This window comes from Aquamicrobium terrae (genome assembly GCF_052978165.1).
Genome location: NZ_JBRKLZ010000001.1, coordinates 1,505,680 through 1,526,559, shown reverse-complemented (window position 1 = coordinate 1,526,559; position 20,880 = coordinate 1,505,680). Strand labels below are relative to the sequence as shown.

Annotated in this window: 14 protein-coding genes; 10 read left to right on the top strand and 4 right to left on the bottom strand. The window is 66.7% G+C overall.

The genetic code is table 11. The features are described 5' to 3' along the window. The first annotated feature begins 2 nt into the window (after positions 1-2). The 4 genes from pdxY to ACVCNR_RS07695 all read left to right on the top strand — a co-directional run bounded on the left by pdxY (position 3) and on the right by ACVCNR_RS07695 (position 4,377). A complete protein-coding gene (gene pdxY / locus ACVCNR_RS07710) occupies positions 3-878 on the top strand; it encodes a pyridoxal kinase PdxY (RefSeq protein WP_447074251.1) in 876 nt (291 codons plus the stop codon). 228 nt (positions 879-1,106) lie between these two features. After that, the gene (locus tag ACVCNR_RS07705; RefSeq protein ID WP_354197873.1) at positions 1,107-1,751 is read left to right on the top strand and encodes a carbonic anhydrase; all 645 of its coding nucleotides are present in this window, start codon (positions 1,107-1,109) and stop codon (positions 1,749-1,751) included. A gap of 76 nt (positions 1,752-1,827) precedes the next feature. Further along, entirely contained in the window at positions 1,828-2,241 is a 414-nt protein-coding gene (locus ACVCNR_RS07700; RefSeq protein WP_447074250.1) for a DUF4440 domain-containing protein, read from the top strand. 81 nt (positions 2,242-2,322) lie between these two features. Then, positions 2,323-4,377, top strand: coding sequence for a M3 family metallopeptidase (locus ACVCNR_RS07695; RefSeq protein WP_447074249.1), 2,055 nt, complete (start codon positions 2,323-2,325; stop codon positions 4,375-4,377). 162 nt (positions 4,378-4,539) lie between these two features. On the opposite strand, the gene ACVCNR_RS07690 is transcribed toward ACVCNR_RS07695, so the two are convergent. Further along, complete coding sequence (locus ACVCNR_RS07690; protein ID WP_447074248.1) at positions 4,540-5,160, bottom strand: TetR/AcrR family transcriptional regulator; 621 nt, start codon at positions 5,158-5,160, stop codon at positions 4,540-4,542. A gap of 73 nt (positions 5,161-5,233) precedes the next feature. Between ACVCNR_RS07690 and ACVCNR_RS07685 the strand changes: the two genes are divergently transcribed. After that, the gene (locus ACVCNR_RS07685; RefSeq protein ID WP_447074247.1) at positions 5,234-6,517 is read left to right on the top strand and encodes an MFS transporter; all 1,284 of its coding nucleotides are present in this window, start codon (positions 5,234-5,236) and stop codon (positions 6,515-6,517) included. 16 nt (positions 6,518-6,533) lie between these two features. On the opposite strand, the gene ACVCNR_RS07680 is transcribed toward ACVCNR_RS07685, so the two are convergent. Next, complete coding sequence (locus tag ACVCNR_RS07680; RefSeq protein ID WP_354197071.1) at positions 6,534-6,833, bottom strand: hypothetical protein; 300 nt, start codon at positions 6,831-6,833, stop codon at positions 6,534-6,536. Positions 6,834-7,045: 212 nt separating this feature from the next. Between ACVCNR_RS07680 and typA the strand changes: the two genes are divergently transcribed. The 5 genes from typA (at position 7,046) to ACVCNR_RS07655 (ending at position 17,360) form a co-directional block, all read left to right on the top strand. Continuing rightward, positions 7,046-8,872 carry a translational GTPase TypA gene (gene typA, locus ACVCNR_RS07675; protein ID WP_447074246.1) on the top strand — a complete coding sequence of 609 codons (1,827 nt, stop codon included), beginning with the start codon at positions 7,046-7,048 and terminating at the stop codon, positions 8,870-8,872. A 292-nt stretch (positions 8,873-9,164) separates the two neighbouring features. Further along, positions 9,165-9,779 carry a LysE family translocator gene (locus ACVCNR_RS07670; protein WP_354197075.1) on the top strand — a complete coding sequence of 205 codons (615 nt, stop codon included), beginning with the start codon at positions 9,165-9,167 and terminating at the stop codon, positions 9,777-9,779. Positions 9,780-9,895: 116 nt separating this feature from the next. Continuing rightward, complete coding sequence (locus ACVCNR_RS07665; RefSeq protein ID WP_447074245.1) at positions 9,896-14,698, top strand: NAD-glutamate dehydrogenase; 4,803 nt, start codon at positions 9,896-9,898, stop codon at positions 14,696-14,698. A gap of 289 nt (positions 14,699-14,987) precedes the next feature. Continuing rightward, on the top strand, positions 14,988-15,644 hold the full coding sequence (locus tag ACVCNR_RS07660) for a TerC family protein (protein WP_354197079.1): 657 nt from the start codon (positions 14,988-14,990) through the stop codon (positions 15,642-15,644). Positions 15,645-15,977: 333 nt separating this feature from the next. Continuing rightward, entirely contained in the window at positions 15,978-17,360 is a 1,383-nt protein-coding gene (locus ACVCNR_RS07655; RefSeq protein WP_447074244.1) for an MFS transporter, read from the top strand. A gap of 37 nt (positions 17,361-17,397) precedes the next feature. On the opposite strand, the gene purH is transcribed toward ACVCNR_RS07655, so the two are convergent. Continuing rightward, positions 17,398-19,014: a bifunctional phosphoribosylaminoimidazolecarboxamide formyltransferase/IMP cyclohydrolase gene (purH, locus tag ACVCNR_RS07650; RefSeq protein ID WP_447074243.1), complete on the bottom strand. Its 1,617-nt coding sequence runs from the start codon at positions 19,012-19,014 to the stop codon at positions 17,398-17,400. Between the two features lie 98 nt (positions 19,015-19,112). Continuing rightward, positions 19,113-20,837: a heparinase II/III family protein gene (locus tag ACVCNR_RS07645; protein ID WP_447074242.1), complete on the bottom strand. Its 1,725-nt coding sequence runs from the start codon at positions 20,835-20,837 to the stop codon at positions 19,113-19,115. Between the last annotated feature and the right edge of the window lie 43 nt (positions 20,838-20,880).

Below are 20,880 nucleotides of genomic sequence, written 5' to 3'. Positions count from 1 at the left end.
GCATGACCTCACACCTTCCCGCGCCGAAGCCGGCGGTCATCGTCATTTCCAGCCATGTCGCGCGCGGCACGGTCGGCAACCGCGCGGCGGTGTTCGCGCTGGAGACGCTGGGCTTTCCGGTCTGGGCGGTGCCGACGGTGGTGCTGCCGTGGCATCTGGGGCACGGGCCGGGAACGAAGATCGTCGCGCCGCCGGAGCAGTTCGCCTCGCTCATGAAGGATCTCGAAGGCAGCCCTTGGCTGGGCGAAGTCAAGGGCGTGCTGTCCGGCTTCCTCGGAGATTGCCGGCAGGCCGAGGCGGTCGCCTCTCTGGTGCGGGCGGTGAAGGGGCGCAATCCCGACGCGCTCTATGTCTGCGATCCGGTGATGGGCGACCTGGACGGGCTCTATGTGCCGCAGGCGGTGGCCGAGGCGATGCGCGACCAGTTGATGCCGCTCGCCGATATCGCCACGCCCAACCGCTACGAGCTGGCATGGATGGCCGGGCGCGAGCTGGCCGACCTGCCGGCGCTGGCCGATGCCGCCCGGACCGCGCCGCCGGCGACGATGCTGGTCACCTCCTCGCCGGCCGCGGCCCGCGGCAGGGTCGGCAACCTTCTGGTCGACGACCGGCAGGCGCTGTTTGCCGAGCACGCGCTGGTGGACAACCCGCCGAACGGCGTTGGCGACCTCACCGCCTCGCTCTATCTGGCGCGCATGCTCGGGCAGGCGACGGCGGAGCAGGCGCTGCATTCCACCACAGCCTCCGTCTACGAGGTGCTCAGCCGGGCCGCGCAGCGCGGCAGCAACGAGTTGCAGATCGAGACGGACGCGCGCAGCCTGCTGCACCCTTCCGCCGATATCCTACTTCGCCGGCTGGAGCCGGTCGGCCAGCACTAGAGGAGCGGGCGTTCTGACGAATGCGGCCGCTGCTCTGGCTTGGTTTTCCAGCCGCTGCTGTGCAACGCCAGACGATTCCGTCTGGCTGCAAAATGCTCTAGCCGCGGCTTCCGGCACTTTCTTTGCCGAATCTGCGATTCTTCGTTGATCGTGGCGCCTTTTTGCCATTAGACCGGGCACAGCCCGATCAGGCTACCGCCATCCCAAACGGAAAGCACTCGCCCGGCCATGTCGCATCTTCCTGAGCACCTCCTCAACGGCTACCGCAGCTTCATGCAAGGCAGATACACTGCCGAGAGCGGGCGATATGCCTCGCTGGCCCGCGAGGGGCAGCATCCTGAGACCATGATCGTGGCCTGCTGCGACTCGCGCTCGGCGCCGGAAACCATCTTCGACTGCGGGCCGGGCGAGCTGTTCGTGCTGCGCAACGTGGCCAATCTGGTGCCGCCCTACGAGCCGGACAACGAGTTCCATTCCACCTCGGCGGCGCTTGAATTCGCGGTGCAGAGCCTGAAGGTGAAGAACATCGTGGTCATGGGCCACGGCCGCTGCGGCGGCATCAAGGCCGCGCTCAGCAGCGACAACACACCGCTTTCGCCCGGCGACTTCATCGGCAAGTGGATGAGCCTGATCGCGCCGGCGGCGGAAGCCGTGTCGGCCAGCACGCTGATGACCTCCAGCGAGCGCCAGACCGCGCTGGAGCGCATCTCGATCCGCTATTCGCTGGCCAATCTGCGCACGTTCCCGTGCGTCAGCATTCTGGAAGGCAAGGGGCGGCTGAACCTCTACGGCGCCTGGTTCGACATCTCCACCGGCGAATTGTGGGTCATGAACAAGGATACCGGCGACTTCGAGCGGCCGGAACTGGGCTGAGCCTTTCGCGTTACAGATAGAGCACGCCGTGTGAGGCGGCGTGCGCGATGTTCGTTCATGCCGGGAGGGAGAGGGCATGCCGGTCATGCGCATGGTGCTGGGGCTTCTTGCAGGCGCAGTCCTGCTGGCGGCGATTTCGGCGCGCGCCGATGAGGCGGTGATCGACCGCTGGTACGATGCGTTGCTCAAGGCCGACCGCGCGGTTCTGGCCGAATTGCTGACCGACGATGCGCGCATCAGCCTCGACGATCTCGATATCGTCCAGACCAAGGCGGAGTTCCTGGAGTCGATGGACGAGTGGGAGAACGCCGTGGCCGGCGGCACCATTCGCCATCGCCTGGAAAAGGAAGAGGACGGCGTTTCCACCGTCATGGTCTGCTACGACTTTCCCAACAACCGGATGCTGATGCAGGAGACCTTCGCCGTCAGCGACGGCCGCATCACGGCAAGCTCGCAGGCCGAAGTCGCCGACAATTGCGACGCCTACTGAGCCGGTGCCTGCCATGGTTGCACCGGGGCGGTGACAGGCCTACATCGGCGGTACGAGACTTCAACCGCCGAAAGCTGCTCCATGTCCCCTGAAAAGACCGTCGACCTTGCCGCTCATCCGCTCACGGCATGGAAAGGGCCGCTCGGCCTGCCCGATTTCGCCCGCATTGCGGACGACGATTTCAAGCCGGCGTTCGATGCGGCGCTCGCCGCGCACGAAGCCGACATCGACGCCATCGCCAACGGCAAGGCCGAGCCGACCGTGGAAAACACGCTGGCGGCGCTGGAGCTTTCCGGCCAGCCGCTGGAGCGGGTCTCGTCGATCTTCTGGTGCAAGGCCGGCGCCAACACCAACGAGACGATCCAGGCGCTGGAGCGCGAGATCTCGCCGAAGATGGCGCGTCACTTCTCGGCCATCTCGATGAACGAGAAACTGTTCGCCCGCATCGATGCGCTCCATGCGAAGCGCCACGAACTCGGGCTCGACGCCGAGACGCTGCGGGTTCTGGAAAAGAGCTGGAAGGGGTTTGTGCGCTCCGGCGCCAAGCTGGATGCCGAGGGCAAGAAGCGGCTGGCCGCCATCAACGAGGAACTGTCGTCGCTCGGCACCGGCTTCGGCCAGAACGTGCTGGCCGACGAGCGCGAATGGGCGCTGTTCCTCGACGAGGGCGACCTTGCCGGCCTGCCGGACTTCCTGAAAAGCGCCATGGCCGAGGCCGCCGCCCTGCGCGGCCAGAAGGGCCGCTATGCGGTGACGCTGTCACGCTCGATCTACGAGCCGTTCACCACCTTTTCCGAGCGGCGCGACCTGCGCGAAATTGCCTGGCGCGCCTTCACCATGCGCGGCCAGAACGGCGGCGCCAGCGACAACACGAAGGTGGTGCGCGACATGCTGAGGCTGCGCGCCGAGAAGGCGAAGCTGCTCGGCTATGACAGCTATGCGGCGCTGAAGCTCGACGACACCATGGCCAAGACGCCGAAGGCGGTGCACGACCTGCTCGACCCGGTGTGGAAGAAGGCGCTGGAGAAGGCCGCCGGCGACCAGAAGGAACTGGAGCGGCTGGCGGCCGGGGCGGGCAGCAACGAGGCCTTCGCGGCGTGGGACTGGCGCTTCTACCAGGAAAAGCTGCGCGCCGAGAAATTCGCCTTCGACGAGGCGGAGCTGAAGCCCTATCTCCAGCTCGACGATATCATCGCCGCCTGCTTCGACGTGGCCGGACGCCTGTTCGGCATCAGCTTCGAGGAAAGGACCGGCATCGCGGCCTGGCACGAGGATGTGCGCGTCTTCGTGGTGAAGAACAAGGACGGCTTGGAACGCGGCCTGTTCCTGGCCGACTATTTCGCGCGGCCTTCCAAGCGCTCCGGCGCATGGATGAGTTCGCTGCAATCCGGTTACAAGCTCGGCGAGGGCTCGACGCCGGTCATCTACAACATCATGAATTTCGCCAAGCCGCCCAGGGGCGAGCCGGCGCTGCTTTCGATGGACGAGGCCAAGACCCTGTTCCACGAATTCGGCCACGCCCTGCACGGCATGCTCACCGACGTGACCTGGCCGAGCGTTTCGGGCACCTCCGTCAGCCGCGATTTCGTGGAACTGCCTTCGCAGCTCTACGAACACTGGCTGACAGTGCCGGCGGTGCTGGAAAAGCACGCGCTGCATTACCGCGACGGCAAGCCGATGCCCAAGGCGCTGCTCGACAAGATGCTGGCGGCGCAGACCTTCGGAGCAGGTTTCGCCACGGTCGAGTTCACCGCCTCGGCGCTGGTCGACATGGCCTATCACGCGCGGCCGGACGCCCCGCAGGAACCGCTTCGTTTCGAGGCCGAAACGCTGGTGGGGCTGGAAATGCCGGACACCATCGCCATGCGCCACCGCACGCCGCATTTTTCCCATGTCTTCGCCGGCGACGGCTATTCGGCCGGCTACTATTCCTACATGTGGTCGGAGGTGCTCGACGCCGATGCGTTCTCCGCATTCGAGGAAACGGGAGACGCGTTCAACCCGGAACTGGCCGAACGTCTGCGCCGCAACATCTACGCGGCCGGCGGCTCTAAGGACCCGGAAGAGCTCTACACGGCCTTCCGCGGCAAGATGCCGTCGCCCGAGGCGATGATGGCGAAGCGCGGACTGGCGTAGGCCCGTACCGGTTCCTGTGCCGCAGGGGCCGCCGCGATGTTCCGGAATGGATCCCGGACAGCCTGCGCTTCGCTTCGGCTTCCGGGATGATGATCAAGGAAGCGAAGCGACCGCGAGCCGGGATCCATGCCGGAACCTCGACGAACGCCCGGCGGGGCAGGGCTAAGCGCCCGGCTTCACCACGCTCGCATCGATCAGCAGCGCCGCATTGCGGGCCACCGATCGCGCCGGGCCGCCGGCCCCGAAGAGCTGGCCTGAAATATAGGCGCCTTCGATCAGGAGAAGCAGGCCGTCGCCCAGCGTGTCGGCGTCGGCGGCACCCATGCCGCGCGCCATTTCGCGCAGGCGGCGGCGCAATTCGCGCTTGTTGTCCTCGCTGACCTTGCGGGCCGGATGGTCGGCTTGAGGATATTCCACCGCCGCATTGGTCATGCCGCAGCCCCGGTAGGACGGCGTTTGCGTGCGTTCCCCGACGCCGGTCAGGAAGGCGAGGATCTGGGCGCGCGGGTCGCCCGGATGGGCCGTTACCGCCTTGTCGAACCGCTCCCAGAATTCGCGGTCGTATCGCCTCAGATAGGAAGCGGCCAGTTCGTCCTTGGAGGAGAAGGCGCGGTAGAGGCTGGGCTTGGCGACGCCGGCCGTCCTGACGATCTCGTCGACGCCGATCGCCCTGATGCCCCGGCGGTAGAACAGGTCGCGCGCGACGTCGAGGATCTTCTCGGCCGCTGCCGGGTGGCGACCCCTTTCGGCCTCGTGGCCTTCAATTTTGTTGTCGTGTGCCATCAGCGAAGTTCACTTGACAATGTTACCGATCGGTACGTACAGCTTGCAGGGTTGAAACGTACCGGTCAGTTACATGATAGGCAGATCCGTTCCCTTTGGCCAGCGCTACGCTTTCGTGGTCGTCGCCGTCATCTTCCTGTGCCTGCTGATCGCGGCCGGTCTGCGTTCCGCCCCGGCGGTGATGATGCTGCCTCTGGAGGAAAGCCTCGGCTGGGGGCGCGACAGCATTTCCTTCGCCGCCGCCATCGGCATCTTCCTCTATGGCCTTGCCGGGCCGTTCGCCGCCGCGCTGATGGAGCGCATCGGCCTCAGGCGGGTGCTGCTGGCCGCACTGATCCTCATGTCGGGCGCTACGGCGTTCAGCCTGTGGATGACGCAGCCGTGGCACATGGTGCTGACCTGGGGCATCCTGTCCGGCATCGGCTCCGGCGCGGTCGCGACGGTGCTCGGCGCCACCATCGTCAATCGCTGGTTCAAGACCAATCGCGGCCTTGTCATGGGCCTGATGTCGGCGTCCAGCGCTTCCGGCATGCTGGTGTTCCTGCCGCTGCTGGCGGCGCTCGCGCAATCCGGCGGATGGCGGCCGGTGGCGCTTACCGTGTCCATCGCCACGGCCGCCCTGCTGCCGCTGGTCTGGTTTCTGGTGCCCGAGCGGCCTGCCTCGATCGGCCTGGTGCGCTATGGCGCCGCTGCCGATGACGCGCCGCCGGTGCCGCCCTCGGCGCGCGGAAATTTCTTCGTCCACACGCTGTCGACGCTGAAGCGGGCTGCCGGCACGCGCACCTTCTGGTATCTGTTCGCTACCTTCTTCATCTGCGGCTTCACCACCAACGGGCTGGTCGGCACCCATCTCATCGCCTTCTGCGGCGACATGGGCATCACCGAGATCCAGGCGGCCGGGCTGTTGTCGCTGATGGGCGTGTTCGACCTGATCGGCACCACCCTGTCAGGCTGGCTGACCGATCGTTTCGATCCGCGCAAGCTGTTGTTCATCTATTACGGCATTCGCGGCCTGTCGCTGATGTACCTGCCCTATTCGGGCTTTTCGGCCACCGCCCTGATCATCTTCGCCATCTTCTACGGGCTCGACTGGATCGCCACCGTGCCGCCGACGCTGCGCCTCTCAAATGAAGGTTTCGGCGATGCCGCCGGCCCGCTGGTGTTCGGCTGGGTGGTGGCCGGCCATCAGGTGGGGGCCGCCGCGGCCGCCTATTTCGGCGGCATCATGCACGAGTTGCAGGGCGACTACGAACTGGCCTTCCTGATCGCCGGGCTGACCGGCCTTGCGGCGGCCTGCATCTCGCTGCTGATCGATACCAGCAAGCCGGAATTCGATCCCGAACCGCAGCCGGCCTGATTGATCGAAGGCGGGTTCAGCCGGGGTAGCAGGAGAGGGGCACATTTGGCCACACTGCCTCGGCGCAGCCGGCCTCGCGCTGGCGCTTTTCGAAGGCGGCGCTGACCGGCCCGGTGACCATCGGGTCGACGCCGTCCGGCGCGTCGGAGAACAGCTGCTGGGCGGCGGTCACCGACAGCATCTTGTCCGCGCCGGTTTCCTTGGCCGTGGCCATGGAATGGGCGACGCCGCCCGCCAGAACGGCGGCCATGCACAGCGTGGCGAGGCCCAGCGCGATATAGTGGGGTCCGGTTCGCGATACAGTCGGCCTGGTCATGTCCAATCGCCTTTCGGAAAGGGCAGAAGGCACCCTTGGTTAACGAAAATTTATCGCATCCCGCCCCTTAACAAAGGGTAACCGGCGATTTCTTTGGCGCCCGCACTTTCGCAATTGCGAAAAAACCTGTATGAGCGCGCCAACCGAAAATGATGGCGCGGGCGGTCGACCCCGTTTCGGCCGCCGCCGTCAGCACCCCAGAGAAGACACCTATGAAGCTCCGTAACATCGCGATCATCGCGCATGTTGACCACGGCAAGACGACGCTGGTCGATGCGCTCCTCAAGCAGTCGGGCTCGGTCCGCGACAACCAGCGCGTCGCCGAACGTGTCATGGATTCCGGCGACATCGAGAAGGAACGCGGCATCACCATCCTCGCCAAGGCCACCTCGGTCGAGTGGAAGGACACGCGCATCAACATCGTCGACACGCCCGGCCACGCCGACTTCGGCGGCGAGGTGGAGCGCATCCTCAACATGGTCGACGGCGCCATCGTGCTGGTCGACGCCGCCGAGGGCCCGATGCCGCAGACCAAGTTCGTGGTCGGCAAGGCGCTGAAGGTGGGCCTGCGCCCCATCGTCGCCATCAACAAGATCGACCGGCCGGACGCCCGCGCCGACGAGGTCATCAACGAGGTGTTCGACCTGTTCGCGGCGCTCGACGCCACCGACGAGCAGCTCGACTTCCCGATCCTCTACGGCTCCGGCCGCGACGGCTGGATGGCCGCCAACCCGGAAGGCCCGAAGGACCAGGGACTGGCGCCGCTGTTCGACCTGGTGCTCGACCATGTGCCGGCGCCGAAGGTTGGCGACGGTCCGTTCCGCATGATCGGCACCATCCTCGAGGCCAACCCGTTCCTCGGCCGCATCATCACCGGCCGCATCGAGAGCGGCACGCTGAAGCCCAACCAGACGGTGAAGGTGCTGCACCATGACGGCTCGCTGCTGGAGACCGGCCGCGTGTCCAAGATTCTCGCCTTCCGCGGCATAGAGCGCCAGCCCATCGAAGAGGCGCAGGCGGGCGACATCGTCGCCATCGCCGGCCTTTCCAAGGGCACGGTGGCCGACACGTTCTGCGATCCGTCGGTGACCGAGCCGCTGGTCGCCCAGCCGATCGACCCGCCGACGGTGACCATGAGTTTCATCGTCAACGACTCGCCGCTCGCCGGCACCGAGGGCGACAAGGTGACCAGCCGTGTCATCCGCGACCGCCTGCTCAAGGAAGCCGAGGGCAGCGTGGCGCTGCGCATCGAGGAATCGGCCGACAAGGATTCGTTCTATGTGTCGGGCCGTGGCGAGCTGCAGCTTTCGGTGCTGATCGAGACGATGCGCCGCGAGGGCTTCGAGCTGGCCGTGTCGCGCCCGCGCGTCGTCATGCAGAAGGACGAGAGCGGCCAGCTTCTGGAGCCGATCGAGGAAGTCGTCATCGACGTGGACGAGGAGCACGCCGGCGTGGTCGTGCAGAAGATGAGCGAGCGCAAGGCCGAGATGATCGAGCTGCGCCCCTCCGGCGGCGACCGCCAGCGCCTCGTCTTCCTAGCTCCGACGCGTGGCCTGATCGGCTACCAGTCCGAGCTTTTGACCGATACGCGCGGTACCGCGGTGATGAACCGCCTGTTCAACTCCTACCAGCCCTACAAGGGCGAGTTGGCCGGCCGCACCAACGGCGTGCTGATCTCCAACGAACAGGGCGAGGCCGTGGCCTATGCGCTGTGGAACCTGGAGGATCGCGGGCCGATGGTCATCGATCCCGGCGTCAAGGTCTATCAGGGCATGATCGTGGGCATCCACTCCCGCGACAACGACCTTGAAGTGAACGTGCTGAAGGGAAAGAAGCTCACCAACATCCGCGCCGCCGGCAAGGACGAGGCCGTCAAGCTGACGCCGCCGATCCGCATGACGCTGGAGCGGGCGCTGTCCTGGATCCAGGACGACGAACTGGTCGAGGTGACGCCGAAGTCGATCCGCCTGCGCAAGCTTTATCTCGATCCCAACGAGCGCAAGCGCTTCGAGAAGCAGAAGGTGGCCGGCGCGGCTTGATTGCCGCTCACGGCCGCACCGCCGCTTTCGCGGCTGGTTCTGGCGAGGCTCGGCCCGAAACGACGTTCTGAACAGAAAAAAGCCCGGTGCCATTGGCGCCGGGTTTTTCTTATCGATTTAAGAGCAAGATCGCGTCTGGCCAGTACGCGGCAAATGGCTATGATGGCGCGCGTCGGCTGGGGGGCAATTCCAGAGATGGCGGAAACCGGTGTTCTGCCCGGAGTTGCGTGAAACAGGAGATTGAGCGTTTCCGTGTTCGCAGGAAGGCGGAAAGGCTCGCGGAGCTTGCGCAATGGACCTGACCTCTCTGTTCATTTTCGCCGCGGCGCTGTTCGTCGCCGCGGGGTCTCCGGGGCCATCGGTCGCGGCACTGGTCGCACGTGTCATTTCCGGCGGTCTGCGCGGCGTTCTCCCTTTCCTGCTCGCCATGTGGGTCGGCGAGGCCGTCTGGCTGTCGCTGGCGGTGTTCGGCCTTGCCGTGGTGGCGCAGACCTTCCATCTCGCCTTCCTCGCCCTGAAATGGGCGGGGGTCGGCTATCTGCTCTATCTCGCCTGGAAAATGTGGACGGCTCCGGTGGAGACCGGGGGCGGATCGCTGCCGCAGGCGGGTTCGCCGCTGAAGCTGTTCCTGACCGGCATGGCCGTCACGCTCGGCAATCCCAAGATCATGATGTTCTACCTGGCGCTGCTGCCGACCATCGTCGACCTCCAATCCGTCACCCTGCTCGGCTGGCTCGAACTGACGCTGACCATGGTGATCGTGCTGGTGGTGATCGACCTTTCATGGGCGCTGACGGCGGCGCAGGCACGCCGCCTGCTGAAGAGCCGGCGCGCGATGCAGATCGCCAACCGCATCGGTGCCGCGACCATGGCCGGCGCCGCCGCCGCAATCGCCGGGCGCTCGTAACAGGCATCACCCTACGTTCCAGTTCATAATTTCGATCGGTCCAGGGACCGTCGTCAAAAAGCAGCCATCTGCTACCATCATACAGCCGTTATTTCGCCAGGAGGGAAAAGCGTATCATGGCCATTCAGAAAGCCGAATCCGGCAAGCCGGCCACCGGCAAGGGCGGTGCGGCGGGCGCATCGGGCAAGAAGGAACGGCTTCTGGACTATCTTCTGGCGCGGGCCCCGGACGAGGATGTCGCGGCCTATGACCGGGCCGACCTGGAGCGCGCGGCGACATTGGCCGAAAAGGCGGTTGCCGGGCATCGCAAGGGCGAAAGCACGGTCTCGATTGCGCCCGATTCGGGCGTCTCGCGGCAGGGCCGCCCGGTGACGGTGATAACCGTCGTCAACGACAACATGCCGTTCCTGTTCGATTCCGTCATCGGCGAGATCAACGAGACGGTGGGCGAGGCGTCCTTCGTCACCCACCCGGTTCTCAATGTTCGCTACGGCGCTTCCGGCGTGGCCGAAATCCTCGGCGATACGGGCTCGCACAAGGGCGACAAGGACGGCGACCGGCTGAGCGTCATCCAGGTTCATGTCGGGCGCATGAGCGCCGAGGAGCAGGGCGCGCTGGCGGAAAAACTGGCCAGGACGCTGGAGCAGGTGCGCTCCGCCGTGCATGACTGGAAGCCGATGCTGGCCCGGCTCGACCAGGCGATCACCGAATTCCGCTATGCCCCGATCCCGCTGGACCGGGAGGCGGTGACCGAAGCCATCGCTTTCCTCGAATGGCTGCGTGACGACAATTTCACCTTCCTCGGCATGCGCGAGTACAAATACAGCGGCGGCGAGGAGAGCGGCACGCTGGAACTGGCCGACAAGGCGGGCCTCGGCATCCTGACCGATCCGGACGTGCTGGTGCTGCGCCGCGGCACGGAGGCGGTGACGACGACACCGGAAATCCGCGCCTTCCTGCATGGCCCCGAACCGCTGATCGTGACCAAGGCGAACGCCAAGTCGTCCGTGCACCGGCGCATCTATCTCGACTATGTCGGGGTCAAGACCTACACGCAGACGGGCGAACTGGCGGGCGAATTGCGCATCGTCGGCCTGTTCACCTCCACCGCCTATACGCGCTCGGTGATGAAGATCCCCTATCTGCGCTCCAAGGCGGGGACGGTGATCGAGAAGTCCGGCCTCAACCCGCACGACCATGCCGGCAAGGCGCTCATCAACGTGCTGGAAAGCTATCCGCGCGACGAGCTGTTCCAGATTCCGGTGCCGCTGCTGCGCAAGCATTCCGAAGCGATCCTCGGCCTCGTGGACCGGCCGCGCGTGCGCGCCCTCATCCGCACGGACCAGTTCGACCGCTTCGTCTCCGTGCTCGTGTTCGTGCCGCGCGACCGCTACGATTCGGAAGTCCGCGAAAAGATCGGCGCCTATCTCAAGACGGTCTTCGACGGGCGCGTGTCGGCCTACTATCCGGCCTTCCCGGCCGGCGGTCTGGCGCGCATCCACTTCATCATCGGTCGCTCCGGCGGCAAGACGCCCAAGGTCGAGCAGGCGACAATCGAGGCGGCGATCCGCGATATCGTGCGCACCTGGGAAGACGCGCTGCGCGAGGCGGCCGGGCCGGGGGGGGCCGATCCGCAGGTGGCGGCGATCGCCGGGCGCTTCCCGCAGAACTACCGCAACAGCTTCACGCCGGAGGTGGCGCTGGTCGATGCCGCACGCATCGCCACCATGGATGCCGGCAACCCCATCGTCATCGACTATTATCGCGACACCGGCCAGGCGTCCGAACAGGCTTCGCTGAAGATCTACCACCATGGCTGCCCGGTGGCGCTGTCGCAGCGCGTGCCGATCCTCGAAAACCTCGGCTTCCGGGTGATCAGCGAACGCACGTTTGAAGTCTCGGGCGACGACACCGACAAGGTGTTCGTCCACGACATGGAACTGGAGAGCGCCTACGGCAAGCCGGTCGACCTGTCCGACGGCGGGGCGCTGTTCGACGAGGCCTTCCTCGCCGTCTGGCACGGCGAGATGGACAATGACGGCTACAATGCACTGGCCCAGACCGCTGGCCTTGCGGCCGGCGAGATCCTGGTGCTGCGCGCCTATGGCCGCTACCTCCAGCAGGCCGGCATCCCGCAGAGCCAGGACTTCATCGCGGCGGCGCTGAACCGCTATCCCGAGATCGCGCGCGGGCTCTATTCGCTGTTCGTCGCGCGTTTCGATCCCGTCTCGCCGCAGGGCGACGAGGTGGCGGCGCGCCATCTCAAGGCCAAGATCAAGGATGCGCTGGAAGACGTCCCCAACATCGACGACGACACCATCATCCGCCGCTATCTCAACCTGATCGAAGCGACGCTGCGCACCAACCACTTCGTCAAGGACAAGCGCGAGCGCGGCCATTCGCTGGCCTTCAAGCTGAACCCGCGCGCCATCGACGGGCTGCCCGAGCCGCGGCCGTGGCGCGAGATCTTCGTCTACGGGCCCGAGGTCGAGGGCGTGCACCTGCGCTTCGGCCCCGTGGCGCGCGGCGGCCTGCGCCTGTCGGACCGCGCCCAGGACTATCGCACCGAGGTGCTGGGGCTGGTCAAGGCACAGCAGGTCAAGAACGCCGTCATCGTGCCGGTCGGCGCCAAGGGCGGCTTCTATCCCAAGCGCCTGCCGGCGAGCGGCAGCCGCGACGCGGTGTTCGAGGCCGGCCGGGCCGCCTATGTGAACTTCGTGTCGAGCATGCTGTCGATCACCGACAATATCGGCACCGATGCGGTCATCCCGCCGCAAGGCGTGGTGCGCCATGACGGCGACGACCCCTATTTCGTCGTCGCCGCCGACAAGGGCACGGCGACCTTCTCCGACACGGCCAACGCCATCTCCAAGGCCCACGACTTCTGGCTGGACGACGCCTTCGCCAGCGGCGGCTCGGCCGGCTACGACCACAAGGGCATGGCGATCACGGCGCGCGGCGCCTGGGAAGCGGTGAAGCGGCATTTCCGCGAGATGAACCGCGACATCCAGGCGACGCCGTTCACCTGCGTCGGCGTCGGCGACATGTCGGGCGACGTTTTCGGCAACGGCATGCTGCGCTCCGAACAGACGAGGCTGATCGCCGCCTTCGACCATCGCGACATCTTCATTGATCCCGATCCGGAACCGGCCTCCTCGTTCGCCGAGCGCCAGCGCCTGTTCGGCGTGCCGCGCTCGAGCTGGCAGGACTATGACAAGTCCAAGCTCTCCAAGGGCGGCATGATCGTGTCGCGTTCGCAGAAGTCGGTGACGCTGACGCCGGAAGCGGCGGCGGCCATCGGCATCGCCAAGACGGTGGCGACGCCGGTCGAGGTGATCCGCGCCATTCTGGCTGCTCCGGTCGACCTGCTGTGGTTCGGTGGCATCGGCACCTACCTCAAGGCCGCCGGCGAGACCAACCAGGAGGTGGGGGACCGCGCCAACGACGCCATCCGCCTCAATGCCGGCGAGGTGCGCGCCAAGGTCATCGGCGAGGGTGCCAATCTCGGCATGACCCAGCGCGCGCGTATCGAATACGCCCTCAGCGGCGGGCGCAACAACTCCGACGCCATCGACAATTCCGGCGGCGTCAACTGCTCGGACGTCGAGGTCAACATCAAGATTGCGCTGGCGGCGGCCATGCGCAAGGGCGCGCTGGAGCGGCCGGCGCGCGACAAGCTGCTGGCGAAGATGACCGACGAGGTGGCCGGGCTGGTGCTGGCCAACAACTACCAGCAGACGCTGGCGCTGTCGCTCGCCCGCCGGCGCGGCCTGGCCGACATGCCGCATCAGGCCCGCTTCATGGCGGCGCTGGAAAGCCGCGGCCTGCTCGACCGGGTGGTCGAGAATCTGCCCTCGGCAACGGTGCTGGCCGAGCGCGAGGCGCGCGGCGAGCCGCTGACGCGGCCTGAACTCGGCGTGCTGCTCGCCTATGCCAAGATCGTGCTGTTCAGCGACATCGTCGCTTCCGAGGTGCCGGACCATCCGCATTTCGAAGAAGATTTGATGAGCTACTTCCCGGACGCCATGGCCGAGAAGTTCGGCGAGGAAATCCGCAGCCACCGCCTGCGGCGCGAGATCATCACCCGCGTGCTTGCCAACGACCTCGTCAATCGCGGCGGCCCGTCCTTCGTCAACCGGCTGATGGAGACCACCGGCCGCAGCCCGGCCGACGTGATGCTGACCTTCGCGCTGATCCGGGAAGGGTTCGAACTGCCGGCGCTCTATGGCGAGATCGATGCGCTCGACAACCGCATCGACGGCGAATTGCAGCTCGGCCTCTACCAGACGGTCAGCCGACTGATCTATGTGAATTGCGGCTGGTACCTGAAGAACGAGACCGGCACGGGCGACCTCGTCCAGCGCATCGCTGCCCTGAAGCAGGCACGCGCGGTGCTGGAGCCGAAGTTGCGCGAACTGCTGCCGGCCATTTCGCGCGAGCGGGTGGAGGCGACGCACAGCGACCTTGTCGCGCAGGGCGTTCCCGAGCACCTTGCCGGACGGCTGGCGCTGGCGGAGTTCGCCGATCTGGTGCCCGACATCGTGCTCACCGCGCGCATGGCCGGCGCCGACATCGTTGCGGGCGCGCGGGCGTTCTTCGCGGTCAGCGAGGCCTTCCGCATCGCCCGCATCGAGGATGCCGCGCATGCGATCTCGCCGTCCGACTATTACGACCAGCTCGCCCTGTCGCGCGCCACCGACACCATCGACGCGGCGCGGCGCGGCATCGCCGTGGCGGCGCTGACCGGATATGCCGGAGCGGACGATCCGGTCGCTGCATGGCTGGACGCCGGCGGCGAGCACATCGCCGCCATCCGCGAGCGCCTGCAGGCGTTGACCGAGGGAGGCGACATCTCGGTGTCGCGCCTGTCGGTCGCCGCCGGGCTGATGAGCGATCTCTCGGTTCCGCGGGGCGCCTGACGGCGTTTCGCTGTCCGATTCATGAAGCAGCCGCCGGTCTGGAACGGGCCGGCGGCTTCTTATCGGACACAATTTCTCCTTGCGTTTCGAAAAGCGCTGACGTAGGCATGCGCCACCAGGCCGGGCCCCTCTGGCAGTCTCCATGACTGCGATGTCGGACTGGAATTCAATCCGGCGGCCTGGCTAAGATGTCTTCCACTCCAATCAGCAAGTGACGCTTTGCGCGGACTTCGGTCCGGCAGCGGTCGTTTGCGAGCCAGATCGCCCAAGCTGAACGCAAGGGTGCAGAATGACAGAATTTTTCACGCCTGAAGCCTTAACGGCCCTGTTTCAGGTCATCATGATCGACCTGGTGCTTGCCGGCGACAACGCCATCGTCATCGGCCTGGCCGCTGCCGGCCTGCCGAAGGACCAGCGCGCCAAGGCCATCCTCATCGGCATCATTGCCGCGACCGTGCTGCGCATCGGGTTTGCGGCCGCCACCACCCAACTCCTGCAGATCGTGGGCCTGCTGCTTGCCGGCGGCATATTGCTGCTATGGGTGTGCTGGAAGATGTGGCGCGAACTCCAGCAGAACCACGGCCATGAGACGCAGGCGGTCGAGGCGCTCACCGATGTGGACGTCGACAAGGACGGCACAGTCGCCGGTACCGCGCCGCGCAAGACCTTCGCCCAGGCGGCCTGGCAGATCATCATCGCCGACGTGTCCATGTCGCTCGACAATGTGCTGGCCGTCGCGGGCGCCGCGCGCGAGCACCCCGGCGTGCTGGTCTTCGGCCTGGTCCTGTCGATCGCCCTGATGGGCATTGCCGCAAGCTTCATCGCCGGCATTCTCCAGAAGCACCGCTGGATCGCCTATGTCGGCCTGATCGTCATCCTCTACGTGGCGGGCGAGATGATCTATCGCGGCACGATGGAGATACTGCCCTATCTTCAGGGAGCCTGACATCGATCCGGAGGCCGGGGCGGCATCGCCCCGGCCTTTTTGCCGGGCCGGCCATTTTTCCGTGCGAACGTGAAACCGTTCACATCGCTTCCGGTGCCGATCCGGTAATCCTTGTCTCGCCAGCTTGCGGACGGGCTATTCTGGCAAAGCCCCGCCTGAGGGGGGTAGTTGAGTTTCAGGCGGGGCTGTTCTTTTTTCCGGCTGTTGCCATGCAACGCCGCGGGCCGTCACCATCCTCTCCTCGTATTGCCCTGTGCCGCCACCGTCATTCATCTTTTGCACCATGATGAAAAACATGCAGACATGGCGCGCTGGCAGGCAAGTGGAGAGGGCATGACCGAAACCGATATTGGGGCGCGCAAGGCATCGCGTGCCGGCATCCGGGGCTGGATGCTGTTCGACTGGGCGGCGCAGCCCTTCTTCACCGTGGTCACCACCTTCATCTTCGGACCCTATTTCGTCTCGCGCATGGCGAGCGACCCGGCCGCCGGGCAGGCGGCCTGGGGCTATGGCGTCGCCGCGGCCGGCTTCGCCATCGCCATCCTGTCGCCGGTGCTCGGCGCCATCGCCGACCAGACCGGGCCGCGCAAGCCGTGGATCGGCTTCTTCGCGGCGATCAAGATCGCCTGCCTTTGCCTGCTGTGGCTGGCAATGCCGGGCTCAAGCCTGTTCTGGGTGGTGGCGGTGTTCTCGCTGGCCTCGGTGGCGGCGGAGTTCTCCACCGTGTTCAACGATTCCATGATGCCGCGCCTGGTGCCGAAGGAGGAGATCGGCCGCGTCTCCAACATGGCCTGGGGGCTTGGCTATCTGGGCGGCATGGTGGTGCTGATCTTCGTCGTGGCGCTGATGGCGGGCTCGCCGGAGACGGGCCTCACCATCGCCGGCCTCAAGCCGCTGTTCGGGCTCGACCCGGTGCTGGGCGAGGATGCCCGCGCCACCGGCCCGCTGTCGGCGCTGTGGTATCTGGTGTTCATCCTGCCGATGTTCCTGTTCACTCCCGATGCGGCGAAGGGCATACCCATCGCGCCGGCGGTGCGCAGGGGGCTTGCCGAGCTGAAGGCGACGCTGGGCGAGGTGCGGCAACGTCCCGGCATCTTCCGCTTCCTCGTCGCCCGCATGATCTACCAGGATGGCGTCAACGCGCTGATCGTGCTCGGCGGCGCCTTTGCAGCGGCGATGTTCGGCTGGTCGATCACCGAAATCGGCGTGTTCGGCATCATCCTCAACGTGGTCGCCATCTTCGGCTGCTGGGTGGCGGCGCGGCTCGACACCGCGCTCGGCTCCAAGGTCGTGGTGATGGTCGCGCTGGTGCTGCTGACCATAGCCACGGTGGGCATCGTCTCGACCGGGCCGGGCTACACGCTATTCGGCGCGCTGCCGCTTTCCGTCGAGGATCCGGGCGGGCTGTTCGGCACGGCGGCCGAGAAGGCCTACATCCTTTATGGCCTGCTGATCGGTGTCGCCTTCGGCCCGGCGCAGGCCTCGTCGCGCTCCTACATGGCGCGCAGCGTGACGGCCGAGGAAGCCGGCCGCTATTTCGGCATCTATGCGCTGGCCGGGCGGGTGACGAGCTTCGCCGCACCCTTCCTGGTGGCCACGGTCACGGCGCTCAGCGGCTCGCCGCGCCTCGGCATGGCGATGATCATCCTGTTCCTCGTCGCCGGCATGGCGCTGCTGGCCGGCACGCCCTATCCGGCTGACCGGAAAGAGCGTTGACGTCCTGCCCCCCGCCTTCGCGGCAGGGGCAGCATGATCAATGCCGGAAATGGCGGGTGCCGGTGAACACCATGGAGATGCCGTGCTCGTCGGCGGCGGCGATCACCTCGTCGTCGCGCATCGAGCCGCCCGGCTGGATGACGGTGGTCGCTCCCGCTTCGACCGCGGCCAGCAGGCCGTCGGCGAAGGGGAAGAAGGCATCGGAAGCCACGACGGAACCTTTCGTCAGCGGCTCGCCCATGCCGGCGGTCTCGGCCGCATCCAGTGCCTTGCGGGCGGCGATGCGCGAGGAGTCCACACGGCTCATCTGGCCGGCGCCGATGCCGACCGTGGCGCGGTCCTTCGCATAGACGATGGCGTTCGACTTCACATGCTTGGCGACGCGGAAGGCGAAGCGCATGTCGGCCATCTCGGCTTCGCTCGGCGCGCGCCGGCTCACCACCTTGAGGTCGAGATCGTCGACGACGGCATTGTCGCGGCCCTGCACCAGCAGGCCGCCGGCAACCGACTTGACCAGCATGCCGGCCGTGCGCGGGTCGGGCAGGCCGCCGGTTACCAAAAGACGCAAATTCTTCTTGGCGGCGACGATGGCCTGCGCCTCCTCGCTGGCCTCGGGGGCGATGATGACTTCGGTGAAGGTCTTGACGATCTCTTCGGCGGCTTCCGCGTCGAGCAAACCGTTGAGCGCCACGATGCCGCCGAAAGCCGAGACCGGATCGCAGGCGAGCGCCTTGAGATAGGCGTCCTTCAGCGTCGCTCCCTCGGCAACGCCGCAGGGGTTGGCGTGCTTGATGATGGCGACGGCGGCGGTGCGGGCGGGATCGAACTCGCCCACCAGCTCGAAGGCGGCGTCGGTGTCGTTGATGTTGTTGTAGGAGAGCTGCTTGCCCTGCAACTGGCGGGCCGTGGCGACGCCCGGCCGCTTGTCGCCGGTGAGGTAGAAGCCTGCCTGCTGGTGCGGGTTCTCGCCATAGCGCATGACGCTGTCCAGCCGGCCGCCGAAGGCACGCCAGGCCGGGTGCTCGATCTCCAGCGCCTCGGCGAACCAGCCCGAGATCGCCGCGTCATAGGCGGCGGTGCGGGCGAAGGCTTTTGCCGCCAGCCGCTTGCGGAAATCCAGCGACAGTGAGCCGGTGTTCAGCTCCATGGCGTTCAGCACGGCGGCATAGTCGTCCGGGTCGGTGACGATGGCGACATAGGCGTGGTTCTTGGCCGAGGCGCGCACCATGGCCGGGCCGCCGATGTCGATGTTCTCGACGGTGGCGGCATAGCCGGCGCCGGAGGCGCGCACCTCCTCGAACGGGTAGAGATTGACCACGACAAGGTCGATCGGCTCGATGCCGTGGGCGCGCATCGCCGCGACATGGTCCGCGTCGTCGCGGATGCCGAGCAGGGCGCCGTGGACGGAAGGATGCAGCGTCTTGACGCGGCCGTCCATGATTTCGGGGAAGCCGGTCAGGTCCGACACGTCGCGCACCGCAATGCCCGCTTCGGCGATGGCCTTGGCGGTGCCGCCGGTCGAGACCAGCTCGACCCCGGCTGAGGCCAGAGCGCGGGCGAAATCGACGAGGCCGGTCTTGTCGGAGACGGAGAGCAGGGCCCGGCGCACCGGCACCAGATCGGGAGCGGGAATGTTCTTGGAGGCGACAGCCATGCGCGCGGCCCTTCATGTTGCGGGAAGATGGCCGCGCCCTAGCACATGAGGGCGGCGAATCAAACGTGCGAATTGTTCCCGGACCGTCCTGTGCCGTATCAGCGGTGGAGGGCGGCCCCGGCCAGCCGCACCCTTTTCAGCCGCCAGCGCACCTCCGGCAGAGCCGAGGCATGGAAGGACAGCAGGAACTGGCGGCTGATGCGCGGGCCGGCGATCCCGGCGAAATAGATCGATTCCTCGACCTGCGGCGCGACGTCGGTGCAGGAGAACATCCAGGCATCGCCATTATCCGAAGCGAGCACGAAATGGCCCCCGGAATCGGTGAACAGGTTGATGTCGGGGTGGATGTGGAAGCGGATGGTGACCAGGTCCTGCCCGTCGTCGCGGGGGGGACTGCCGTCGCTTCGCAGGAAGCTGTCGCGGCCGACCAGGGTGCCGCCGCCGCTCATCAGGATCAGCTCGCGCTCATGCACAAGGCCGAAGCGCTGCGCATAGCCGTCATGGCGGGCGAGGAAGCCGTGCCGGTCGGGGCCGTCGCGGCGCTCGCAGTCGACATGCTGCGGCCCTCCGACCAGGGGCGAGCCGACAAGGCTCGACAGGCGCGAGGAATGGCTGAAGCGGGCCGAGGAGGTGTCGTTGAGCGTGGCCGTGGAATGGGCGGCGGTGGCGCGGGCCAGCGGCCGGAACTCCGGGTCGCCATAGGTGTCGACGCCTGCATTGACGATGAAATGGTGGCGGCCCGACGACAGCTCGAACGACAGGCAGCCGGCATGGGCGGCGCCCGCGACGTCGAGCGGCGGCGGGGCGCCGGTGTCGGCGATGACGGTGACGTCGCCGATCGACAGCCGCTCATAGCCGGAATGGGGCGCGTGCAGCAGCGGCGCGCCGGCCGTGTCGTCATGGCGCAATATGGCCGCGATGCGGTCCTGCACGGTGGCGCCCATGCCGTTGAAGCAGGCAAGGCTGCCGCCCTGGTGCTGGAAGAAGCGCAATGCCGGCAGCATGCGGTCTATGGCGCCCATCAGGGCGGCGGGCGGCTGTTCGGCCTGGTTGGCGTAGGTCTGGCGCAGCGGCAGAAGGTCGGCGAGGAATTCCAGAACCATCAGCGGATTGCGCGAGATATGGCCGCCATCGGGCAGGATCTGGCGGTCCAGTTCGTCGGCGAGATTGCGGCTGGCGTTGCGCAGCGCCGAGGCGGGAACCGGCAGCGAGAGGGCGGCGAAGGCCAGCGCGATGCGGGCGCGCAGGCGGTCCTTGCCGCCCGGCATCTCGCGGGCCATCGAGCGCAGATAGCGGATCTGCATGGCCAGCGACTTGAGGTAGGCGCGGTAGAAGGCAAGCTCCGCCCCTTGCAGCACGACGGAAGAATGCTGGAGCCAGGCAATGATGCGCTTGGCGGTCACGCCCGGCTCCCACGCGACACCGGAAATGTGGCTGCCATGCGCGGCGATCCAGTCCTTCACCAGCACCCGCGCATTGGCCGAGGCAAGGTCGGTGCTGGCGGCGCGCATGTGGCGTAGCCAGCGAAACCCGTGCAGGGAACGTTGCCAGCCCCGGTGGTGAACCTCGATCTTGAACGGCGATTCGCCGCCCGTCTCGACCAGCCGCCCCGAAAGCGGAAAGCGGCCGTAATAGATCTCCATGGCGATCTGCGGATCGGCCAGCCGCAGGTCCGGCGGGGCGATCAGCACCCGTTCGGGAGTGCGGCCGGAATAGCGCCAACGATAGGCCGGCCCGGCACGCAGATGCCGGCGCGCGTTACGCCAGAACGCCCGCGTGACCAGTGCCCACAGGCGTGTCATATCTGCGGCGGCGGGTGCCAATGCTGTTTCCGAGGCCTCAGTTTCACTTACAAACTATGCGATT